General features: G+C 62.3%; 11 protein-coding genes and 3 rRNA genes. 3 read left to right on the top strand and 11 right to left on the bottom strand.

Features of this window, described 5'->3' with window-relative positions:
- Positions 1-5 precede the first annotated feature (5 nt).
- Complete coding sequence (locus G6N08_RS12295; RefSeq protein ID WP_163757661.1) at positions 6-1610, top strand: adenylate/guanylate cyclase domain-containing protein; 1605 nt, start codon at positions 6-8, stop codon at positions 1608-1610.
- A gap of 504 nt (positions 1611-2114) precedes the next feature.
- Here the strand turns inward: G6N08_RS12295 and G6N08_RS12290 are convergent.
- Positions 2115-3422, bottom strand: coding sequence for an ISL3 family transposase (locus G6N08_RS12290; RefSeq protein ID WP_163757659.1), 1308 nt, complete (start codon positions 3420-3422; stop codon positions 2115-2117).
- A 779-nt stretch (positions 3423-4201) separates the two neighbouring features.
- Here G6N08_RS12290 and G6N08_RS20760 point away from each other — a divergent pair.
- Positions 4202-5920 carry a PGRS repeat-containing protein gene (locus G6N08_RS20760; RefSeq protein WP_443093848.1) on the top strand — a complete coding sequence of 573 codons (1719 nt, stop codon included), beginning with the start codon at positions 4202-4204 and terminating at the stop codon, positions 5918-5920.
- 578 nt (positions 5921-6498) lie between these two features.
- On the opposite strand, the gene rrf is transcribed toward G6N08_RS20760, so the two are convergent.
- The 4 genes from rrf to murA form a co-directional block, all read right to left on the bottom strand.
- Positions 6499-6613 (bottom strand): 5S ribosomal RNA (gene rrf, locus G6N08_RS12280).
- Positions 6614-6674: 61 nt separating this feature from the next.
- Positions 6675-9805: ribosomal RNA gene (locus G6N08_RS12275) — 23S ribosomal RNA — on the bottom strand.
- Positions 9806-10083: 278 nt separating this feature from the next.
- Positions 10084-11617, bottom strand: a 16S ribosomal RNA gene (locus G6N08_RS12270).
- Together the 16S, 23S and 5S rRNA genes form the textbook arrangement of a ribosomal RNA operon.
- 248 nt (positions 11618-11865) lie before the next feature.
- The gene (gene murA, locus G6N08_RS12265) at positions 11866-13119 is read right to left on the bottom strand and encodes a UDP-N-acetylglucosamine 1-carboxyvinyltransferase (protein ID WP_163757655.1); all 1254 of its coding nucleotides are present in this window, start codon (positions 13117-13119) and stop codon (positions 11866-11868) included.
- 59 nt (positions 13120-13178) lie between these two features.
- Between murA and G6N08_RS12260 the strand changes: the two genes are divergently transcribed.
- Positions 13179-13769, top strand: a complete 591-nt coding sequence (locus G6N08_RS12260; protein ID WP_163757653.1) for a cob(I)yrinic acid a,c-diamide adenosyltransferase — start codon at positions 13179-13181, stop codon at positions 13767-13769.
- 25 nt (positions 13770-13794) lie between these two features.
- On the opposite strand, the gene G6N08_RS12255 is transcribed toward G6N08_RS12260, so the two are convergent.
- The 6 genes from G6N08_RS12255 to G6N08_RS12230 all read right to left on the bottom strand — a co-directional run bounded on the left by G6N08_RS12255 (position 13795) and on the right by G6N08_RS12230 (position 20110).
- Entirely contained in the window at positions 13795-14238 is a 444-nt protein-coding gene (locus G6N08_RS12255; RefSeq protein WP_163760535.1) for a DUF2550 domain-containing protein, read from the bottom strand.
- 8 nt (positions 14239-14246) lie between these two features.
- Positions 14247-14615, bottom strand: coding sequence for a F0F1 ATP synthase subunit epsilon (locus G6N08_RS12250; RefSeq protein ID WP_163757651.1), 369 nt, complete (start codon positions 14613-14615; stop codon positions 14247-14249).
- 64 nt (positions 14616-14679) lie between these two features.
- On the bottom strand, positions 14680-16125 hold the full coding sequence (gene atpD, locus G6N08_RS12245; RefSeq protein ID WP_163757649.1) for a F0F1 ATP synthase subunit beta: 1446 nt from the start codon (positions 16123-16125) through the stop codon (positions 14680-14682).
- 20 nt (positions 16126-16145) lie between these two features.
- Complete coding sequence (locus G6N08_RS12240; RefSeq protein WP_163757647.1) at positions 16146-17066, bottom strand: F0F1 ATP synthase subunit gamma; 921 nt, start codon at positions 17064-17066, stop codon at positions 16146-16148.
- A 7-nt stretch (positions 17067-17073) separates the two neighbouring features.
- Positions 17074-18726 carry a F0F1 ATP synthase subunit alpha gene (atpA, locus tag G6N08_RS12235; RefSeq protein ID WP_163757645.1) on the bottom strand — a complete coding sequence of 551 codons (1653 nt, stop codon included), beginning with the start codon at positions 18724-18726 and terminating at the stop codon, positions 17074-17076.
- 43 nt (positions 18727-18769) lie between these two features.
- Positions 18770-20110 (bottom strand): F0F1 ATP synthase subunit B/delta, encoded by a 1341-nt coding sequence (locus tag G6N08_RS12230; protein WP_163757642.1) that lies wholly within the window; start codon positions 20108-20110, stop codon positions 18770-18772.
- Positions 20111-20113: the final 3 nt, after the last annotated feature.

Below are 20113 nucleotides of genomic sequence, written 5' to 3'. Positions count from 1 at the left end.
CCACCATGATGGCCAAGCGAACGGCGGCACAACGCCTGGGCCGGGTGCTCGAGGCGGTCACCCGCCAGAGCGGCCGGCTATCGGAGACGCCGGAGTACGGCTCGTGGTTGCTGGGCCCGGTGTCGGAAAGCCAGCGCCGTCGGCGGATACGCATACAGGTGATCCTGACGGTATTCATCGTGGCGGCGAACCTGATCGGGATCGGCGTGGCATCCCTGTTGGTGACGGTGGCTTTCCCGGTACCAAGTGTTTTCAGCGACGCGCCCGCATGGCTCACGTTCGCGGTCGCACCGGCCTATGTCGCGATCGCACTGGCGCTGGGCACTTATTGGATTACCCGGCGAACCGTCGTGGCGCTGCGATGGGCGATCGAGGAACGCAAACCGAGCCGTATCGACGAGCTCAACACGTTTTCGGCCCCGTGGCGGATAGCGGTGTTCCATTTGGTGTTGTGGGGATTCGGTGCGGCACTGCTGACGACCCTGTACGGCCTGGCCAACAGCATGTTCATTCCGCGATTCTTGTTTTCGGTGGGATTTTGCGGTGTGTTGGTCGCCACCAGTTGTTACCTGTTCACCGAATTCGCGCTGCGCCCAGTGGCCGCCCAGGCACTCGAAGCGGGGCCACCGCCTCGCCGGTTAGCGCCTGGTGTCATGGGCCGCATCATGACCGTATGGCTGCTGGGGTCCGGCGTACCCGTCGTCGGAATTGCACTGACGGCGTTCTTCGCGCTGTTACTCCGCAATCTCACCGAGACCCAGTTCGGGGTGGCGGTGCTGATTATTTCAGCCGCAACGCTGGTCTTCGGGTTCATCCTGATGTGGATCTTGTCATGGCTGATTGCCACACCAGTGCGAATGGTACGCGCTGCGCTCAAACGGGTTGAGCAAGGGGACCTGCGCGGCGATCTCGTCGTGTTCGATGGGACCGAACTCGGTGAGCTGCAGCGCGGTTTCAACGCGATGGTCGACGGCCTGCGCGAGCGGGAACGAGTACGCGACCTTTTCGGCCGTTACGTCGGGCGCGATGTAGCCGCTGCCGCGGAACGCGAGCGACCAAACCTGGGCGGCGAAGAGCGCCACGTCGCAGTGGTTTTCGTTGATATCGTGAATTCGACGCAGGTCGTGGTGAAGCGGCCGCCCGCAGAGGTGGTTCAGTTACTCAACCGGTTCTTCGCAGTGATCGTCGAAGAGGTTGACCGCCACCATGGACTTGTCAACAAGTTCGAGGGTGACGCCGTGTTGGCCGTCTTCGGTGCCCCGAATCGGCTGTGCTGTCCCGAGGACGAAGCGCTGGCCGCCGCCCGGGCCCTCGCTCACCGGCTGCGCTCCGAGGTGCCGGAGTGCCCAGCTGGCATCGGTGTAGCGGCGGGAAAGGTCGTTGCTGGACACGTCGGAGCCAAACAGCGTTTCGAGTACACGGTGATCGGCGGACCCGTCAATGAGGCAGTGCGACTCTGCGAGCTGGCCAAATCACGACCTGAACGGTTACTCGCGTCGTGGCAGGCAGTCGGCAACGCCAGCGACAATGAGCGTCGCTATTGGACTTTAGGCGAAACGGTTACGCTGCGCGGACATAACGAGCCGACGCAGCTGGCCATGCCGATCTAGCAACCCTTGGTCGGCGACGGCTTCGAAGACGCCCTGGCCGAGAACCCGTGGTCGGCCATCGAGATCGAGCTCATCTACTGCCCGCGAACACATTCGCGGCCAGAGCGGAAGTGCAAACGGCTTCCGCTGCATCGACGGATGGCCCAACCCCCGGCGCATCCAACAAGACGTCGATGGGCTGTCGCCCGAGAAATATAAGGCTGCCTGGCAGGCCCAGCGCCACCACCGCCAACCGGCTACCCTCCAACCCCAGGGCATCGATGCCAGATAGGCAAGTCTCCCGAAAAACGGGGGAGGTCCAAGACTAGGAAACCGAATACAATACGGTTCGGCTCCACGAATCGATCGGATATATCACCCCGACGACGAACACAGCGGTCGCGGTGAGGCCATCCGCCAAGCTTGCCGCGAGGAAGACTCGAACGCATCCGGCAACGCGGCCTCGACTACCATCGCCAACACCCTCACTGGGGGAAGACGGCATGCAGTGGGTAATTTGGCTCTTCATGATTGAGGGTGTAGTTGGGGTCTGAATCCGCCGGTTTCTAGTAGTGATCGGGCGATGTAGTTGGTGAGGTTGCGAAATCCGAAGGCGGAGCCGCGCAGGTGTTCGAGTCGGCCGTTGATGGCTTCGGTTGGGCCGTTGCTGGTTCCAGGCCGGTCGAAGTAGGCCAGGATGTCGCCGGCCCGTTTCTTCAACGTGCGGCCCAGTGTGATGAGCTCGCGCAGGGCTTTGGGGACGCCACGGCTGAGGGTGTCGATCACGGCCTGCATCATCGCGCGGCCCTTGGCCCGGTTGGGTTCGCGGTAGGCAGCGACGGTGCGCTGATAGATCGTCCAGGTGGCTTCAACCTCGACATGGGCGTCGGCGGCGAACAGGGCGTGCAGCCGGATCTTCTGTTTGTCGGTGAGCAGGTCGGCGCCGGTGTGTAGGGTGTGCCGGCAGGCGTAGAGCGGATCGGTTTTGCGGCCACGGTGCCCGCAGGTGTCCAGCTGGACGCGGCGTCGGCACTCATCGAGGGCGTCACCGGCGAGCCGGACCACATGGAAGGGGTCCATCACCGCGACCGCTTCGGGCAGTTCGTCGCTGGTGGCGGTCTTGAACCCGGTGAATCCGTCCATCGCAACGACTTGCACGCCGTCACGCCAGGATTTGGGCCGCTCAGCTAGCCAGGTCTTGAAGGCCTGTTTGGAGCGTCCTTCGACCATGTCGAGCAGCCGAGCAGGACCGGTTCCGTCGCGCACCGCGGTCAGATCGATGATCACCGTGACGTGCTTGTCGCCTTTGCGGGTGTGGCGCCACACGTGCTCGTCGACGCCGATGACGCGCACACCGTCGAACCGGCCGGGATCGTCGATGAGCACGCGCCGGCCTTCGGCCAGCACCGCGCTGTTGGCGGTGTTCCACGACACCCCGAGGCCTTCAGCGACTCGTGCCACGCTCAGGTGTTGACACACCAGGGCTTCCAAGGCCCAACGCAGAGCCCGTCGCGACAGCTTGGCCCGCGGCTCGGCCGCAGCACTGCTGTCTTGGCGCCACACATGCGCACAGCCGGCACACCGGTAACGGCGCACGGTGACCAGCAAGGTCGTCGGCCGCCACCCGAACGGCTCATGCGCCAATTCCCGAGTGACGGTGTCGCGGGGGGTGCCCTGTTCCCCGCAGCGGCGACACCACGAGTCGTCATCGACGATCCGGCACGCCAGCACCGCCCGATCAGCCTGCAGGCGTTGGCCGGTCACCTCCAGCCCGAGCTCATCAAGGCGGCAGAACATGGTCAGATCGGGGCAAGCGAAGGTAGCGTCAGGCACGTCGAGGTCTTCTGATAGGCAGTATGGAAACTCCCATCATCAGAAGACCTCGACCCCTATCCCGGCAGCGACGCGCCGACCACCTCTACACCCTCAACTGCGAAGAGCCGGTAATTTTCGGCGCCTTCTCTGCGGCAAAGTCAAACGCAAACCATAGCCATGAGTGACCGCATTCGGGCGAATACCCGTTGGCGAAATGTCTGAACTGAACAGAGGTTTGCTAACCGCCGCTTCTGCCGAGTTCCGCACAGTGTCTTCGGTTAGTGATCTTTATTGACATAAAGACAACTTGGGATAAACTTAGCCCATTCTCAGTCACGGCTCAGGGTTGAGGGCCGGGAGAGGCGGGTGTCGGGATGGCTCGAAAATCGCGGAACAGGCGGGGTCGGGGTGGGTCGGCGCGGCCGGGAATGGGTGCGGCCCGGGTAGTGGGTTTGGGTGCTGCGGCAAGCGTATTGGGCACCGCGGTGTGGGCACCAGGGGCACGCGCTGATGTACTCGACACGATTCTTGATCCAATTATCAATCCATTGCTGGGTGTCATTGACGCGGGTCCGGCGGCTGCGGGGTCGGCTAATGTGGCCGATGCGGCTGCGATAGCCGGAGCTGATCCGTTGAGTATGCTGGACTCGGTGCTGGTGGGGGTGGTTGCCGATGTGGATGCCGCCATAAATGGAACCGCTCAGGCGTGGATTAGCAGCCCGTTCGGCCAGGTGGTTGATCCGGTGATTAATGCGCCGACATTGTTTTTGTTCGGGCGGGAGCTGATTGGTAACGGGATGAATGATTTCACCGGAACCAATGATTCGGTGTTGGGCAGTTCCGGGCTGTTCGGCAACTTAAGCGACGGGGGGTTTTTGATTGGTAATGGGGGCACCGGGGCCACCGGGACGCCCAGTGTTGATGGGGGTGTGGGCGGAGTCGGGGGTTCGGCGGGATTGATCGGCGACGGCGGCGCAGGTGGCGCCGGCGCCCCCGGTGATCCGGGCGGCGCCGGCGGGAACGGCGGGCTGCTGCTGGGCAACGGCGGTGACGGCGGCGCCGGCGGGGCGGCCACCACCCCCGGTGGTACCGGCGGTGCCGGGGGTGACGGGGGGTCGGCGATCCTGTTCGGTAACGGTGGTGCCGGTGGTGACGGCGGGGCCGGTGCCACCGGGGCCCAGGGTGCGGCGGGCACCAATGGGATGACGGGAACGCCCGGCGACCCCAACGTTGACCAGGGTACTGGCGGTCTCGGTGATGCCGGCGGTGCTGGTGGCGCCGGAGGCGCCGGCGGGGCCGGGGGCGCCGGGGGTGCCGGGGGTGCCGGCGGCTCATTTATCGGCGACGGCGGCGCCGGAGGCGCGGGCGGCAGCGGCGGCTTGGGCGGCACCGGCGGCACCGGCGGCGCCGGGGGTACCGGCGGGCTTGGCGGCCCGTATGCTGCTCCTGACGGCGGGGCCGGCGGCGGCAACGGCGGTACCGGTGGCGCCGGCGGTCTTGGTGGTGTCGGCGGTGTCGGCGGCAACGGCGGTACCGGTGGTGCCGGTGGAGTCGGCGGCATATTTGGTCACACTGGGGCCGGCGGGAACGGCGGTACAGCCGGCGACGGTGGTACCGGCGGGACCGGGGGCGCCGGCGGCGCAGGCGGTCTCGGCTATGCCACCAACAACTTCGGCGGCGACGGCGGCAACGGCGGCAACGGCGGCAACGCCGGGACCGGCGGTGCCGGTGGTGAGGGTGGTGCCGCAGGCGGCCCCGGCGGCAGTGCCGGTGCCAACGGGCATACCGGGGCCGACGGTGATGGCGGCAGCGGGGGCTCCGGTGGAAACGGGGGTAATGGCCTCTCTGGCGCAACAGTGGGCGGCAGCGGCGGCAACGGCGGCAACGGGGGTTCGGGTGTTGTCGGCGGCAACGGCGGTGACGGCGGCGACGGCGGAGCCAACCCCACCGCTGGGCAGGAGGCAGGTAACGGCGGCAACGGCGGTGACGGCGGGTCCGGTAGCGTCACCGCTGGTATCGGGGGCGCGGGTGGTGCTGGTGGCAATGAGACCGGCGACGGCGGAATCGCCGGTAACGGGGGTAACGGTGGCACTGGCGGGCCCGGGGGGACCAACGTGGTTGGCGGTGCCGGCGGTGTTGGCGGTGCCGGCGGTAATGCAACTGGCGCCGAGGGCACAGCAGGTACCGGCGGTACCGGTGGTGACGGCGGTGTCGGCGGTAACGGTCTGACGCAGGGTGCTGATGGCGGGCCGGGCGGGACCGGCGGCGCGGGTGGCAATGGTCCTATATTCGGCGGCAGCGGGGGTGCCGGCGGGACCGGCGGCGCGGGTGGCAATGCTACGGCAGCCGACGGTATCGGAGGTACTGGCGGAACCGGCGGTGCCGGTGGTCATGGCGGTAGCGGTAATGGTGTACCCGGCCAACCCGGCGGGTCTGGCCAGCCCGGTGTGACACCCACCGACGCCACTGGCGGGAGCGGCGGTGCGGGCGGTAACGGTGGCGGTCCCGGCGGCTGAGGCTCACCGCTGGTCATGATCGGCCCAGCGGGGGTCCGCTCTCTGCGGAGGGGAGGCCGGTCGCGTGGCGCTGACCGATCCTCAAATCGGCGGATGTGGGGCCGCCACGAAGCTTGTCGCGCACGCCTACAACCTCAGCGTGCCGCGCACAAGCTGGTCGTGCTGGCCGACAACGGCCTGGCTGTTGTTTTAGCCCCTGGCCAGGTGTCGATCTGTCCTGGCAACTTCGCGGATAACAGAACCACGAACCGAACCAGTCACACGTGTTGGCGATGTATGCGTGCCAGCGCCGTTGATCGTGGCATTCTTATTTCACCGGTGAGCGCACCAATTTCGATGCGGAAATCGATTTTCATGATACCGAAATTACTGTGTAGAACTTGCCAGGATCGCGCTGCCAAAGCCCGGATCTAATAACTATTAAACGATTCAGCGCTTCGGCGACGGTTAATCCATTTATATTGCCCGCCGGCGGATTCCCACTGCAATTGCTGCCTGCGGGCTCTGGGCACCGGCGGCTGTTTAACTTATTAGCCACATGTAAACACCCCCCGTTGTTGTGGGGGGTGTTGTGTGGTGTTCGGCGGTGTCCTACTTTTCCACCCGGGGTGGGTAGTATCATCGGCGCTGGCTGGCTTAGCTTCCGGGTTCGGGATGGGTCCGGGCGTTTCCCAGCCGCTATGGACCGCCGTAACTTTTTTGTGTTGTTGGTGTGGTGGTGGGGTGTGGGTTTTGGTGGGTGTGGTTGTGGTGTGTGGGTAAGTTTTCGGCCGGTTAGTGCCAGTTCCCTGAGCTCATTGCTGGGCTTGTAGGTCTGGTCTATTGATCCCGTGTTCTGCGGGGGGCCTTATCCCATGTGGTGGGTGAGAAGCCTGGTCTTGGAGGGGGTTTCCCGCTTAGATGCTTTCAGCGGTTATCCTTGCCGAACGTGGCTATCCAGCGGTGCCCCTGGTGGGACAACTGGTGCACCAGAGGTTCGTCCGTCCCGGTCCTCTCGTACTAGGGACAGGTTTCCTCAGGCTTCTGACGCGCGCGGCGGATAGAGACCGAACTGTCTCACGACGTTCTAAACCCAGCTCGCGTGCCGCTTTAATGGGCGAACAGCCCAACCCTTGGGACCTGCTCCAGCCCCAGGATGCGACGAGCCGACATCGAGGTGCCAAACCATCCCGTCGATATGGACTCTTGGGGAAGATCAGCCTGTTATCCCCGGGGTACCTTTTATCCGTTGAGCGACACCCCTTCCACTCGGGGGTGCCGGATCACTAGTCCCGACTTTCGTCCCTGCTTGACGTGTGGGTCTTGCAGTCAAGCTCCCTTGTGCACTTGCACTCGTCACCTGATTGCCGTCCAGGTTGAGGGAACCTTTGGGCGCCTCCGTTACGTTTTGGGAGGCAACCGCCCCAGTTAAACTACCCGCCAGGCACTGTCCCTGAACCCGGTTTCAGGGTTCGAGGTTAGATGTCCAATACGGCCAGAGTGGTATTTCAAGGACGACTCCACACAAACTGGCGTTTGTGCTTCGCAGTCTCCCACCTATCCTACACAAGCCGCATCGAACACCAGTACCAAGTTGTAGTAAAGGTCCCGGGGTCTTTTCGTCCTGCCGCGCGTAACGAGCATCTTTACTCGTAGTGCAATTTCGCCGAGTCTATGGTTGAGACAGTGGAGAAGTCGTTACGCCATTCGTGCAGGTCGGAACTTACCCGACAAGGAATTTCGCTACCTTAGGATGGTTATAGTTACCACCGCCGTTTACTGGGGCTTAAATTCTCCGCTTCACCCCCGAGGGGGTTGACGGGTCCTCTTAACCTTCCAGCACCGGGCAGGCGTCAGTCCGTATACCTCGTCTTGCGACTTCGCACGGACCTGTGTTTTTAGTAAACAGTCGCTTCTCCCTAGTTTGTGCCACCCCCTGCCGCTGCCCCCAGCGTGTGGGTTGACGGTGTGGGGGTCCCCCTTCTCCCGAAGTTACGGGGGCATTTTGCCGAGTTCCTTAACCATAGTTGACTCGTACGCCTTGGTATGCTCTACCTGACCACCTGTGTCGGTTTGGGGTACGGGCCGTGTGTGTGCTCGCTAGAGGCTTTTCTTGGCAGTAGAGGATCACCGAATTCGCCTCACTCGGCTATGCATCACCTCTCGGGGTTTACGCCAAACGGATTTGCCTATCTGGCCCCCTACGGGTTTGCCCCAGTGTTACCACTGACTGGTACGGCTACCTTGCTGCGTCACCCCTTCGCTTACCTACTAGCAGACCGGGTCCCACGCAGCGGGCAGGCGCTGGTTTTTCCGAAGAAAAACCAGTCACCGGCCGTTTGGGTGGTTAGCGGATCTGATTCGGTATGGGCGCGCACACACGGGTACGGGAATATCAACCCGTTGTCCATCGACTACGCCTGTCGGCCTCGCCTTAGGTCCCGACTCACCCTGGGCGGACTGGCCTGGCCCAGGAACCCTTGGTCTTTCGGCGGGCAAGGTTCTCACTTGCCTTATCGCTACTCATGCCTGCATTCGCACTCCCCTCACCTTCACCGTGGATCACTCCACGACTTCACCGATGAGGGGACGCTCCCCTACCCAGCCGGCCACTGGCCGGCTGCCGCGGCTTCGGCGGTGTGCTTGAGCCCCGCTACATTATCGGCGCGCAATCACTTGACCAGTGAGCTATTACGCACTCTTTCAAGGGTGGCTGCTTCTAAGCCAACCTCCTGGTTGTCTTCGCGATCACACATCCTTTCCCACTTAGCACACGCTTAGGGGCCTTAGCCGGCGATCTGGGCTGTTTCCCTTTCGACGCGCGAAGCTTATCCCCGCCGTCTCACTGCCACGCTTACCACCACGGCATTCGGAGTTTGGCTGACGTCAGTAACCTAGTCGGGCCCATCGGCCATCCAGTAGCTCTACCTCCGCGGTGAACCACGCAACGCTGCACCTAAATGCATTTCGGGGAGAACCAGCTATCACGGAGTTTGATTGGCCTTTCACCCCTACCCACAGCTCATCCCCTCAGTCTTCAACCTAAGTGGGTTCGGGCCTTCACGCGGTCTTACCCGCGCTTCACCCTGGCCATGGGTAGATCACCCCGCTTCGGGTCCACAACACGCCACTACACCAACCCCAACGAGTTGGATACGCCCTATTCAGACTCGCTTTCGCTGCGGCTACCCCACCCGGGTTAACCTCGCGACATGTCAGTGACTCGCAGGCTCATTCTTCAAAAGGCACGCCATCACCCCACACCACAGGGCGGGGGCTTTGACGGTTTGTAGGCACACGGTTTCAGGTACTTTTTCACTCCCCTCCCGGGGTACTTTTCACCATTCCCTCACGGTACTGTTCCGCTATCGGTCATCGGGAAGTATTTAGGCTTACCGGGTGGTCCCGGCCGATTCACAGCAGATTCCACGGGCCCGCTGCTACTCGGGAACGCTTCCACGGAAGCCGCGCTGTTTTCGCCTACCGGGCTCTCACCGTCTACGGCGGGCCATCCCAGGCCACTTCGACTAACACCACGGTTGATCACTTCCGCCCGGGCCGGCGGACCCAGACCAGAAACGCCCCACAACCCCGCACACACAACCCCCGCCGGGTATCCCATGTGCACGGTTTAGCCATCCTCCGCGTTCGCTCGCCACTACTAACGGAATCACAGGTTGTTTTCTTCTCCTGCGGGTACTGAGATGTTTCACTTCCCCGCGTTCCCCCCCGCACCCTATACATTCAGATGCGGGTGACACGACATCACTCGTGCCGGGTTACCCCATTCGGACATCCTCGGATCCACGCTCGGTTGACAGCTCCCCGAGGCTTATCGCAGCCTCCCACGTCCTTCATCGGCCCCCGATGCCAAGGCATCCACCATGCGCCCTTAACCACTTACCTTCACACACAAAACCAAGACACAAAAAAACGCTGCCACGCTTTTTGTCGATGCTCGCAACCACTATCCACGACTCAAACACCACACCCCACCACCACGGTGAGGCCACAACACCAAACCGGTGTTGCCTCAAAACCCAACAGTGTGCTGGCGGCTCATCTGCTGCGCACCCCACCCAACCAACCCCACCACGGGGCCGGCCCCGTCAACATTGATATTGACGCTCCCCCGAACCCCCGCTACCACACGAGAACCCGGGAAAACACGAGGTGCTCCCTAGAAAGGAGGTGATCCAGCCGCACCTTCCGGTACGGCTACCTTGTTACGACTTCGTCCCAATCGCCGATCCCACCTTCGACGCCTCCCTCCCGGACGGGTTAGGCCAGCGGCTTCGGGTGTTACCGACTTTCATGACGTGACGGGCGGTGTGTACAAGGCCCGGGAACGTATTCACCGCAGCATTGCTGATCTGCGATTACTAGCGACTCCGACTTCACGGGGTCGAGTTGCAGACCCGATCCGAACTGAGACCGGCTTTCAAGGATTCGCTGAACCTCACGGCATCGCAGCCCTTTGTACCGGCCATTGTAGCATGTGTGAAGCCCTGGACATAAGGGGCATGATGACTTGACGTCATCCCCACCTTCCTCCGAGTTGACCCCGGCAGTCTCCCATGAGTCCCCACCCTCACGTGCTGGCAACATGGGACAAGGGTTGCGCTCGTTGCGGGACTTAACCCAACATCTCACGACACGAGCTGACGACAGCCATGCACCACCTGCACACAGGCCACAAGGGAACCGACATCTCTGCCGGCGTCCTGTGCATGTCAAACCCAGGTAAGGTTCTTCGCGTTGCATCGAATTAATCCACATGCTCCGCCGCTTGTGCGGGCCCCCGTCAATTCCTTTGAGTTTTAGCCTTGCGGCCGTACTCCCCAGGCGGGTACTTAATGCGTTAGCTACGGCACGGATCCTTCAGGAAAGAACCCACACCTAGTACCCACCGTTTACGGCGTGGACTACCAGGGTATCTAATCCTGTTCGCTCCCCACGCTTTCGCTCCTCAGCGTCAGTTACTGCCCAGAGACCCGCCTTCGCCACCGGTGTTCCTCCTGATATCTGCGCATTCCACCGCTACACCAGGAATTCCAGTCTCCCCTGCAGCACTCCAGTCTGCCCGTATCGCCCGCACGCCCACAGTTAAGCTGTGGCATTCCACGAACAACGCGACAAACCGCCTACGAGCTCTTTACGCCCAGTAACTCCGGACAACGCTCGCACCCTACGTATTACCGCGGCTGCTGGCACGTAGTTGGCCGGTGCTTCTTCTGCCCCTACCGTCACCACGAGAAAACCCGCAGCTTCGTCGAGGCTGAAAGAGGTTTACAACCCGAAGGCCGTCATCCCCCACGCGGCGTCGCTGCATCAGGCTTGCGCCCATTGTGCAATATTCCCCACTGCTGCCTCCCGTAGGAGTCTGGGCCGTATCTCAGTCCCAGTGTGGCCGGACACCCTCTCAGGCCGGCTACCCGTCGTCGCCTTGGTAGGCCATCACCCCACCAACAAGCTGATAGGCCGCGGGCCCATCCCACACCACTACATAACGCTTTCCACCACACCACATGCATGGGGTGGTCCTATCCGGTATTAGACCCAGTTTCCCAGGCTTATCCCGAAGTGCAGGGCAGGTCACCCACGTGTTACTCACCCGTTCGCCACTCGAGCACCCCCAAAGGGGCCTTTCCGTTCGACTTGCATGTGTTAAGCACGCCGCCAGCGTTCGTCCTGAGCCAGGATCAAACTCTCCAAACAAAACCCAACACTCCCCACAACAGAGAGCCCAGGCCAATCAGAGATACCTGACCACAAACACCACACCCTGACACGGGGACATCAGAGCGCGGCACAAAAACAACAACAAACAAACCACCAAACACACTATTGAGTTCTCAAACAACACCCGCTGAAGGGCAACCCTGCCATTGTACTCCGCGCATTGCTAAACGTCAACACCCATGTGTTATAGTTCACTGCGGCATAAGGGAGTTGACGTCTGAGCTTTATTCTAACCGCTCGATCTCGGCCCCGAGACTGACAAGGTTTTCCACGAACAACGGATAGCCGCGATCAATGTGGAAGACATCGTGCACTTCGGTGTCACCGTCGGCCACCAAGCCTGCCAGTACCAAACCAGCGCCCGCGCGGATGTCCGAGCACCACACCGGCGCGCTCGACAGTTGCGGCAGTCCGCGCACCACAGCATGGTGTCCGTCGGTACGTGCGTCGGCGCCCAACCGGATCATTTCCTCGACGAATCGGAAGCGCGCTTCGAACACGTTCTCGGTAATCATCGAGGTTCCGTCGGCGATCGAGGCCAACGCGATCGCCATGGGTTGGAGGTCTGTCGGGAACCCCGGAAATGGCAATGTCGCGACATTGACAGCCTTCGGGCGCTCATACTGTGTCACCCGGAAGCTGTTATCGGTCTGCGTGACGGTCGCGCCCGCATCGTGCAGTTTGTGCAACACCACCTGTAAGTGCGCGGGGTCGACGCCGGTCACCGTGATGTCCCCGCGAGTCATCGCTGCGGCGATGCCCCAAGTGGCGGCCACGATGCGGTCTCCGATCACTCGATGCTCAGTCGGATAGAGGCGCGGCACACCAGTGATCGTCATGGTCGGTGAGCCGGCACCCTCCACCTGTGCACCCATCTGGTTGAGCATCGTGCACAGGTCGACGACGTCCGGTTCACGCGCCGCATTGTGGATGGTGGTGACGCCCTCGGCCAGGACCGCGGCCATCAGGATGTTCTCAGTCGCCCCCACCGACGGAAACTCCAGCTGAATCTCCGCGCCGTGCAGCCTATCCGCCTGGGCCACTACGCATCCGTGTTCGATGTTACATTCGGCACCCAGCTGGCGCAGACCGGCCTGGTGCATATCCAGCGGACGTGATCCGATCGCGTCTCCTCCCGGCAGCGCAACCTTGGCCCGCTTGCACCGCCCGACTAGCGGTCCGAGCACGCACACCGACGCCCGAAACTGCCTTACCGCAGCGAAGTCGGCATCGTACTTGGGTTCGTCCGGCGATGTGATGCGGACGGTGTCGCCGGCTAACTCGACATTGGCGCCCAGGCCGCGCAGTACTTCCGCCATCAAAGGCACGTCGAGGATATCGGGGCAGTTGGTGATCGTGCTGGTTCCCTCAGCCAACAGCGCTGCGGCCATCAGCTTGAGCACGCTGTTCTTCGCGCCCCCGACAGCAACCTCACCTGACAATCGGTTGCCACCGGTCACCACGAAACGCTCAGCCACTCGGGTTAGTTTAGTGAACGGCATCGCCGGATGTCAGTCGGCCCGGTAGGGTTTGACACATGGCAGTGCACCTCACCCGCATCTATACCCGCACCGGCGACGACGGCACCACCGCACTGAGCGATTTTTCGCGCGTCTCCAAAAACGATGCGAGGTTGGTGGCGTACGCCGATTGCGACGAAGCAAACGCAGCGATTGGCACTGCAATCGCACTGGGAAAGCCTGGGCAGCAAATAACCCATGTGCTGCGACAGATCCAAAATGACCTATTCGACGTCGGCGCAGATTTATCGACTCCGGCCGTCGCGAATCCGAAGTATCCCCAGCTGCGAATCACGCAGGCCTACATCGACCGGCTGGAGGGATGGTGCGACAGGTTCAACGCGGCCCTGCCCGCGTTGAACTCCTTTGTACTGCCAGGCGGTTCGCCACTGTCGGCTCTGCTCCACGTCGCCCGCACAGTGACTCGTCGTGCTGAACGCTCGGCGTGGGCCGCTGTAGAAGCTCACCCGAAGGATGTAAATACCTTGGCAGCAAAGTATCTCAACCGGCTGTCCGATCTGCTGTTCATCCTCGCTCGGGTCGGAAACCCCGACGGCGATGTCCTGTGGCAGCCCGGCGGTCACAGGGCTGAGGAGCCGGAGCGCTGACACCATCGGGATGCGTGCCGTCGGCTCACGTTTGGCGACGTCGTGCCCGCGGTGAGGGACGTGACTCCAACCAGGAGAGAAAAGCGGTCAATGCGCCTCTGTCGAGCGCGATCTCGTAACCCCAACGGCGGTCCTGTGTGGTGTCGTGCACTTCCAGGACAACGACCTCGTCGGTCATGATGTCAAACTCGTCGCCCCGCGGCGATCGCCGCGAGACAATCTCGATGCCTCTCCTACTCAGCCGTCGATCCGGCCATAACCGCACGCTGGACAGCCGGTAGAACGCCGCTTCGCCACCGCGATAACGGACCACTCCATGACGCCACCCGTGGCCTCCGACCGCAGGGATGTCGCGCATGATCGCTGCAGTTCCTCCCCGGCGCAGCTTCCACAACCGGTAACTCAGCGCGAAGACCGCAGCGAATAGCACAGCGGTGAGCGCGACCATGGCCATCATTGGCGCGCTCACCATCCCCGCTAATCAAGCAGGCCAAGAGCACGCAATCTGGCCCGCCCTTGTGCGGCGATCCTGGGATCGCCCGACTGGGCGTCGTGGCGGGCGGTGGTCTCGTCGATTTCCGAAGCGAACTCTGCTGACTCGGCGAGAATACTGACACCACCCTGCTCAGTCACCGACAAGTATCCGCCGTGCGTCGCGATGCGCAGATCCTCTTCGCCCTCACGTTCGACACGAACCATCGCATCCTCGACCAGTTGCGCGACCAGCGGGATATGCCGCGGCATGATTCCGATCTCGCCAACGGTGGTGCGGGTGAAGATGAACGTCGCTTTACCTGACCACATCTTCCGATCAGGCGATACTATGTCGACGTCCATTTCAGCCATCTCACACCACCTTTCAACTCAGCCCGCTACTCCGCACGAAATCCCCAACGCTAACGTAACCGCGCTAAAGCTTGACGCCGAAGGTTTCGGCCTTCTTGGCCAGGTCGTCAAGACCACCGATCAGAAAGAACGCCTGCTCGGGAACGTGGTCGAATTCGCCTTTGCACAAGCGATCGAACGCCTCGATGGTCTCCTTGACCGGGACCGTCGAGCCGGGCTGGCCAGTAAACTGCTCGGCTGCCATCATATTCTGCGAGAGGAAGCGCTCGATACGGCGCGCGCGGTTGACTAGCTGCTTGTCTTCCTCGGATAGTTCATCAATGCCCAAAATCGCAATGATATCTTGAAGGTCCTTGTAGCGTTGCAAGATTCGAATTACTTCCTGCGCCACTCGGTAATGTTCCTCGCCGACAATCGCTGGATCGAGGATGGTGGAGCTGGATGCCAACGGGTCTACGGCGGGGAAGATGCCTTTCGAGAACACCGTACGCGACAGCTCAGTGGTGGCATCCAAGTGAGCGAAGGTGGTCGCTGGTGCGGGATCGGTGTAGTCGTCAGCCGGAACGTAGACCGCTTGCATCGACGTGATAGACCGACCCCGTGTCGAGGTGATGCGTTCCTGTAGCTCGCCCATCTCGTCGGCCAGCGTGGGCTGGTAACCCACCGCCGACGGCATTCGGCCCAGCAGTGTCGACACCTCCGACCCCGCTTGAGTGAACCGGAAGATGTTGTCGATGAACAACAGTACGTCTTGACCCTTTTCGTCGCGGAACCACTCCGCCATGGTCAGCGCAGACAGCCCCACCCGCATCCGGTTGCCTGGAGGCTCGTCCATCTGACCGAATACCAGCGCGGTGTCCTTGAGGACATCGGCTTCGCCGAGCTCGACCCACAGGTCGTTGCCCTCGCGGGTGCGCTCGCCCACGCCGGCGAACACCGAGGTGCCGCCGAAGTTACGCGCGATGCGGTTGATCATTTCCTGGATCAGTACCGTCTTGCCCACCCCCGCTCCGCCAAACAATGCAATCTTTCCGCCACGCACATACGGGGTGAGCAAATCGACGACCTTCAAACCTGTCTCTAGCATCTCCGTGCGCGGTTCCAGTTCTTCGAAGGCTGGCGACTTACGGTGAATCGACCAGCGCTCGAAGTCTTTCCCGTAGCCTGGCTGGTCCAGGCAGTCGCCGAGCACGTTGAAAACGTGACCCTTGACGCCCTCCCCAACCGGCACGGAGATCGAGCCACCTGTGTCGATCACCTCAGCACCGCGCACCAACCCATCAGTAGGTTGCATCGAGATGCAGCGAACCAGGTTGTCGCCGAGGTGCTGCTCTACCTCCAACGTCAAGGTTTTCGCCAACGACTTGAACGAGACGTCGACGTGTAACGCGTTGAACAGCTCGGGAATCGAACCGCGCGGGAACTCGACGTCAACCACGGGCCCGATCACGCGCACCACCCGCCCGTTCGCGTCTGTGCGCCTTGCTGTCTTTTCAGCGGTAGCAGTCATAATTTTGTTTCCTCGTGCACTTACGTAGCAGACTCGGCGAGCGCGTTTGCACCGCCGACGATTTCGCTGATTTCTTGTGTTATCTGGGCCTGCCGCTCGCGGTTAGCCTCCAGCGTCAGCGCTTTGATAAGGTCGTCGGCATTGTCTGTGGCCGACTTCATCGCGCGCTGTCGTGACGCCAATTCGGATGCCGCGGCTTCTAACAACGCGGCGTAGACTCGCGTGGTGAGATAGCGCGGCAGTAGTGATTCGAAAAGCGTTGTCGCGTCTGGTTCGAACGAGTACAGGGTACGGGGTCCGACTTCCTCTTCGACATATTCCACCACCATGGGAGCGATCCGGCGCGCCTCAGCTGACTGCGACAGCATTGACTTGAACTCGGTGGCGACGATGTGCAGCTCGTCGACGCCCTGGACGGTGCCGGGATCTTGGCTCTCGCCGTCACCGGCGCCGGCCATGAACGTATCCACCAGCGTCGAGGCGATTGCTGCGGCGTTTTCATACCGAGGTTGCTCCGAGAAGCCACTCCACGACTGGGTAATGTCCCAGTGACGAAAAGTATAGTAGTTCAGTGCTTTTCGACCCACCACGTAGAGAACTGGCGTCTTGCCTTCCTCGCGGAGCAGTGAGAAAAGCTCCTCGGCACGGCGAAATATATTCGCGTTGTACGCACCACAAAGTCCGCGGTCGGACGACACTACCAAAACACCGGCCCGCTTGGGCTCGGGACGCTCCACGAGCAGCGGATGGTCCAGGGCAGCCTCAGCGGCCAAGGTGGTGAGCATCCGAGTGATCTCGAAGGCGTAGGGCCGAGCCGCTTCGAGTCGCGCCTGCGCCCTGGCGATACGCGAGGTCGCGATCAGCTCCTGGGCCTTGGTGATCTTTTTAATCGACCCGGCGGAGCGGATCCGTCCCCGCAATTCACGCAGTGTGGCTGCCATGCTTCGACTACTTCTTCTTCGCCGGTGGCGGCTTGCGAACCTGCACCGATTCTTTGCCCAGTTTTTCTTCGTCTAACGCTGCGACATGCTCGTCGCCCGGAACCACCGAGGTGCCGCTCGTCGTTGCGAAGCCCTTCTTGAACTCGGTGACCACCTGGCTGAGCTTGTCGCTGAGCTCATCGGTGAGTTTCTGGCTTTCCCGGAGCTCTTGCAGAATCTGCTGCTCTGAGACCCGCACGTGGTCGAGAAACTCGGCCTCGAAGCGCCGGACGTCTTCAACGGGCACCGAGTCGAGATGTCCCGCGGTGCCCAGGAAGATCGAAACCACCTGCTCTTCAACAGGCATCGGCTGAAATTGCGGCTGCTTGAGCAGCTCAACCAGGCGCGCCCCGCGCTCTAATTGTGCTTTGGAGGTCGCATCCAGGTCGGACGCGAAAGCAGCGAAGGCTTCCAGTTCGCGGTACTGCGACAGATCCAAACGCAGTGAGCCGGCGACGTCCTTCATGGCTTTGATCTGCGCATTACCCCCCACCCGAGACACTGACACCCCGACGTTGATCGCCGGACGCACACCCTGGTTGAACAGGTCGGTCTCCAAAAAGCACTGACCATCGGTGATCGAAATGACGTTGGTTGGGATGTAGGCCGAGATGTCGTTCGCTTTCGTCTCGATAATCGGCAGCCCCGTCAGCGAGCCGCCACCGAGCTCGTCCGACAGTTTCGCGCACCGCTCCAACAGCCTGGAATGGAGGTAAAATACGTCGCCCGGGTAAGCTTCGCGGCCGGGCGGGCGCCGCAGCAACAACGAAATCGCTCGGTAGGCCTCGGCCTGCTTGGAGAGGTCGTCAAAAACGATCAGCACGTGCTTACCCTGATACATCCAATGCTGCCCGATCGCTGAACCGGTGTACGGCGCTAGCCATTTGAAGCCGGCTGACTCGGACGCCGGAGCGGCGACGATGGTCGTGTAATCCATCGCGCCGCCCTCTTCCAATGCGCGGCGCACGGCTGCGATCGTGGAGCCCTTCTGCCCTACCGCCACGTAAACACACCGCACCTGCAGTTTGGGATCCCCGCTCTCCCAGTTCTTCCGCTGGTTCAAAATGGTGTCGACGCACACAGCGGTCTTGCCGGTCTTGCGGTCACCGATGATCAGCTGACGCTGACCACGACCGATCGGGGTCATCGAGTCAATGGCCTTGATCCCGGTTTGCAGCGGCTCCTTGACGCCCTGACGCTGCACCACCGAGGGAGCCTGGATCTCCAGCGCGCGGCGGGTCTCAGCTTCGATGTCGCCGCGCCCGTCGATCGGCTGGCCGAGCGGATTGATCACACGACCCAGGAAGCCCTCGCCGACCGGAACCGACAACACGTCCCCGGTTCGCTTGACCTGCTGGCCTTCTGCGATCTTCTCGAAGTCGCCCAGGATGACCGCTCCGACCGTGTGCTCATCGAGGTTGAGCGCGACTCCGAGGATCCCGCCGGGGAATTCAAGCAGTTCCTGGGTCATCACTGAGGGCAGGCCCTCGACGTGCGCGATGCCGTCACCGGCATCCACGACCGTACCCACCTCCTCACGGACGGTTTCCGACGTGAACGAGCTAACGTATTCCTCGATCGCGCCTTGGATATCACCAGCGGAGATTGTCAACTCTGCCATCGCTTTTCGTCTTCCTGCTTGTCAATTAGGTGTTCATGGGCGTTCAGTCGGGCAACTGGGTCTCGGCTACGGCCAGGCGGGACGAGAGCGTGCCGTCGATCACCTCATCGCCGACACAGATCGACAGTCCTCCCAGCAGCGCTGGGTCGATGTGCACCTGCACCGACACCGGATTACCGTAAATCCGGGTGAGCACCTCGGTGAGGCGAGTGTGCTGGGCCTCGCTGAGCTCAGCTGCCGCATCGACGTGCGCCACAACTTCGCCGCGGCGAGCCACCGCCGCTTCGGCCAAACCCAGCACCGCCTCCTCGGCCGGTTGGCCCCGCAACAGCTCGACAGCTTGGGACAGCAATGCGGCTGCGATCGGGTTGACGGGGCTCGCCGCGCGGTCAAGCACAGTGTGCAGCAACCCGAGACGGCGTTCGACGGGCGCCGTGCGGTCACCCAACATGACGGCTAGGCGTGGATTGGCGTCCAGAATACGAGAGAACCGGAATAGCTGGTCTTCGACCTCGTCGACGTGACCCTCCCGTTCGGCGCGCGTTAACAACGCTTGCCGCGCCAGGTGCTCAACGGCATCGACCAAATCCGAGTTTGCCGACCATCGCGCCGACACAGCAGCTCTCAGCACGTCAAGCGTCGGCGCGCCAACTCTTCCGGACACCAACCGCTCGATCAGCTGAACCTTGGGCCCCGAATCGTCGGTCGGTGCGGTGAGATAGCGCGTCAGAGTGACTTCGCGGTCCAAGAGCCCGGCCAGCGACGCCAACTCGCCAGCGAGCGTGGACAGCTGCTGGTTGTCAAGGGTACCGGCCAATTCGTCGAATTGCTGCACGACGGTGATCAGCGCTTGACGACTGGCTGCACGCATCTTCGCCAACACGGGGTGGTCGACACCCGCCTCGGACGGCGCCATGGCCTCGAGCTCATCCAGAAAGCGATCGACAGTCGCGGACCGCTGTGCCGGGTCGGTGACGTGGTCCCGCACCAGTTCGCCCGCCCGGCGCACAGATTCGTGACCCAGATCGTGCCGCAGCTGGCGGATCAACTGGGCGCGCAGCAACTCGACCTGTTTGCTGCCCTGAACCTTGATCCGCTCCACTTCGTGGTCAGCCTGGGCCCGCAGCTGTTCGACGATGCGTTCGGCGTCGACGCGGGCCTCCTCGACTAATCGCTGCGCCTCCACCTTGGCTTCCTCGAGAGCCTTGGTATGCGCCTGGCGCGCTTCGGTCAGCCGCTCCGCGGCGGCAGCGGCCTCGTTCAATTCCTGGCGCACCGCGTTCTGCCGTGCCGTCATCAGCTCCCGCACCGGCGGTACCGCGTAACGCCATACGAGGAACACGATGACCGCGAACCCGACCAACTGCCCGAGGAATGTCGACATTCG

Origin of the sequence: Mycobacterium botniense (assembly GCF_010723305.1) — a bacterium.
Lineage (GTDB): Bacteria > Actinomycetota > Actinomycetes > Mycobacteriales > Mycobacteriaceae > Mycobacterium > Mycobacterium botniense.
Note: the sequence above shows the minus strand (reverse complement) of the source record. Positions and strands in the feature narration are given on the sequence as shown.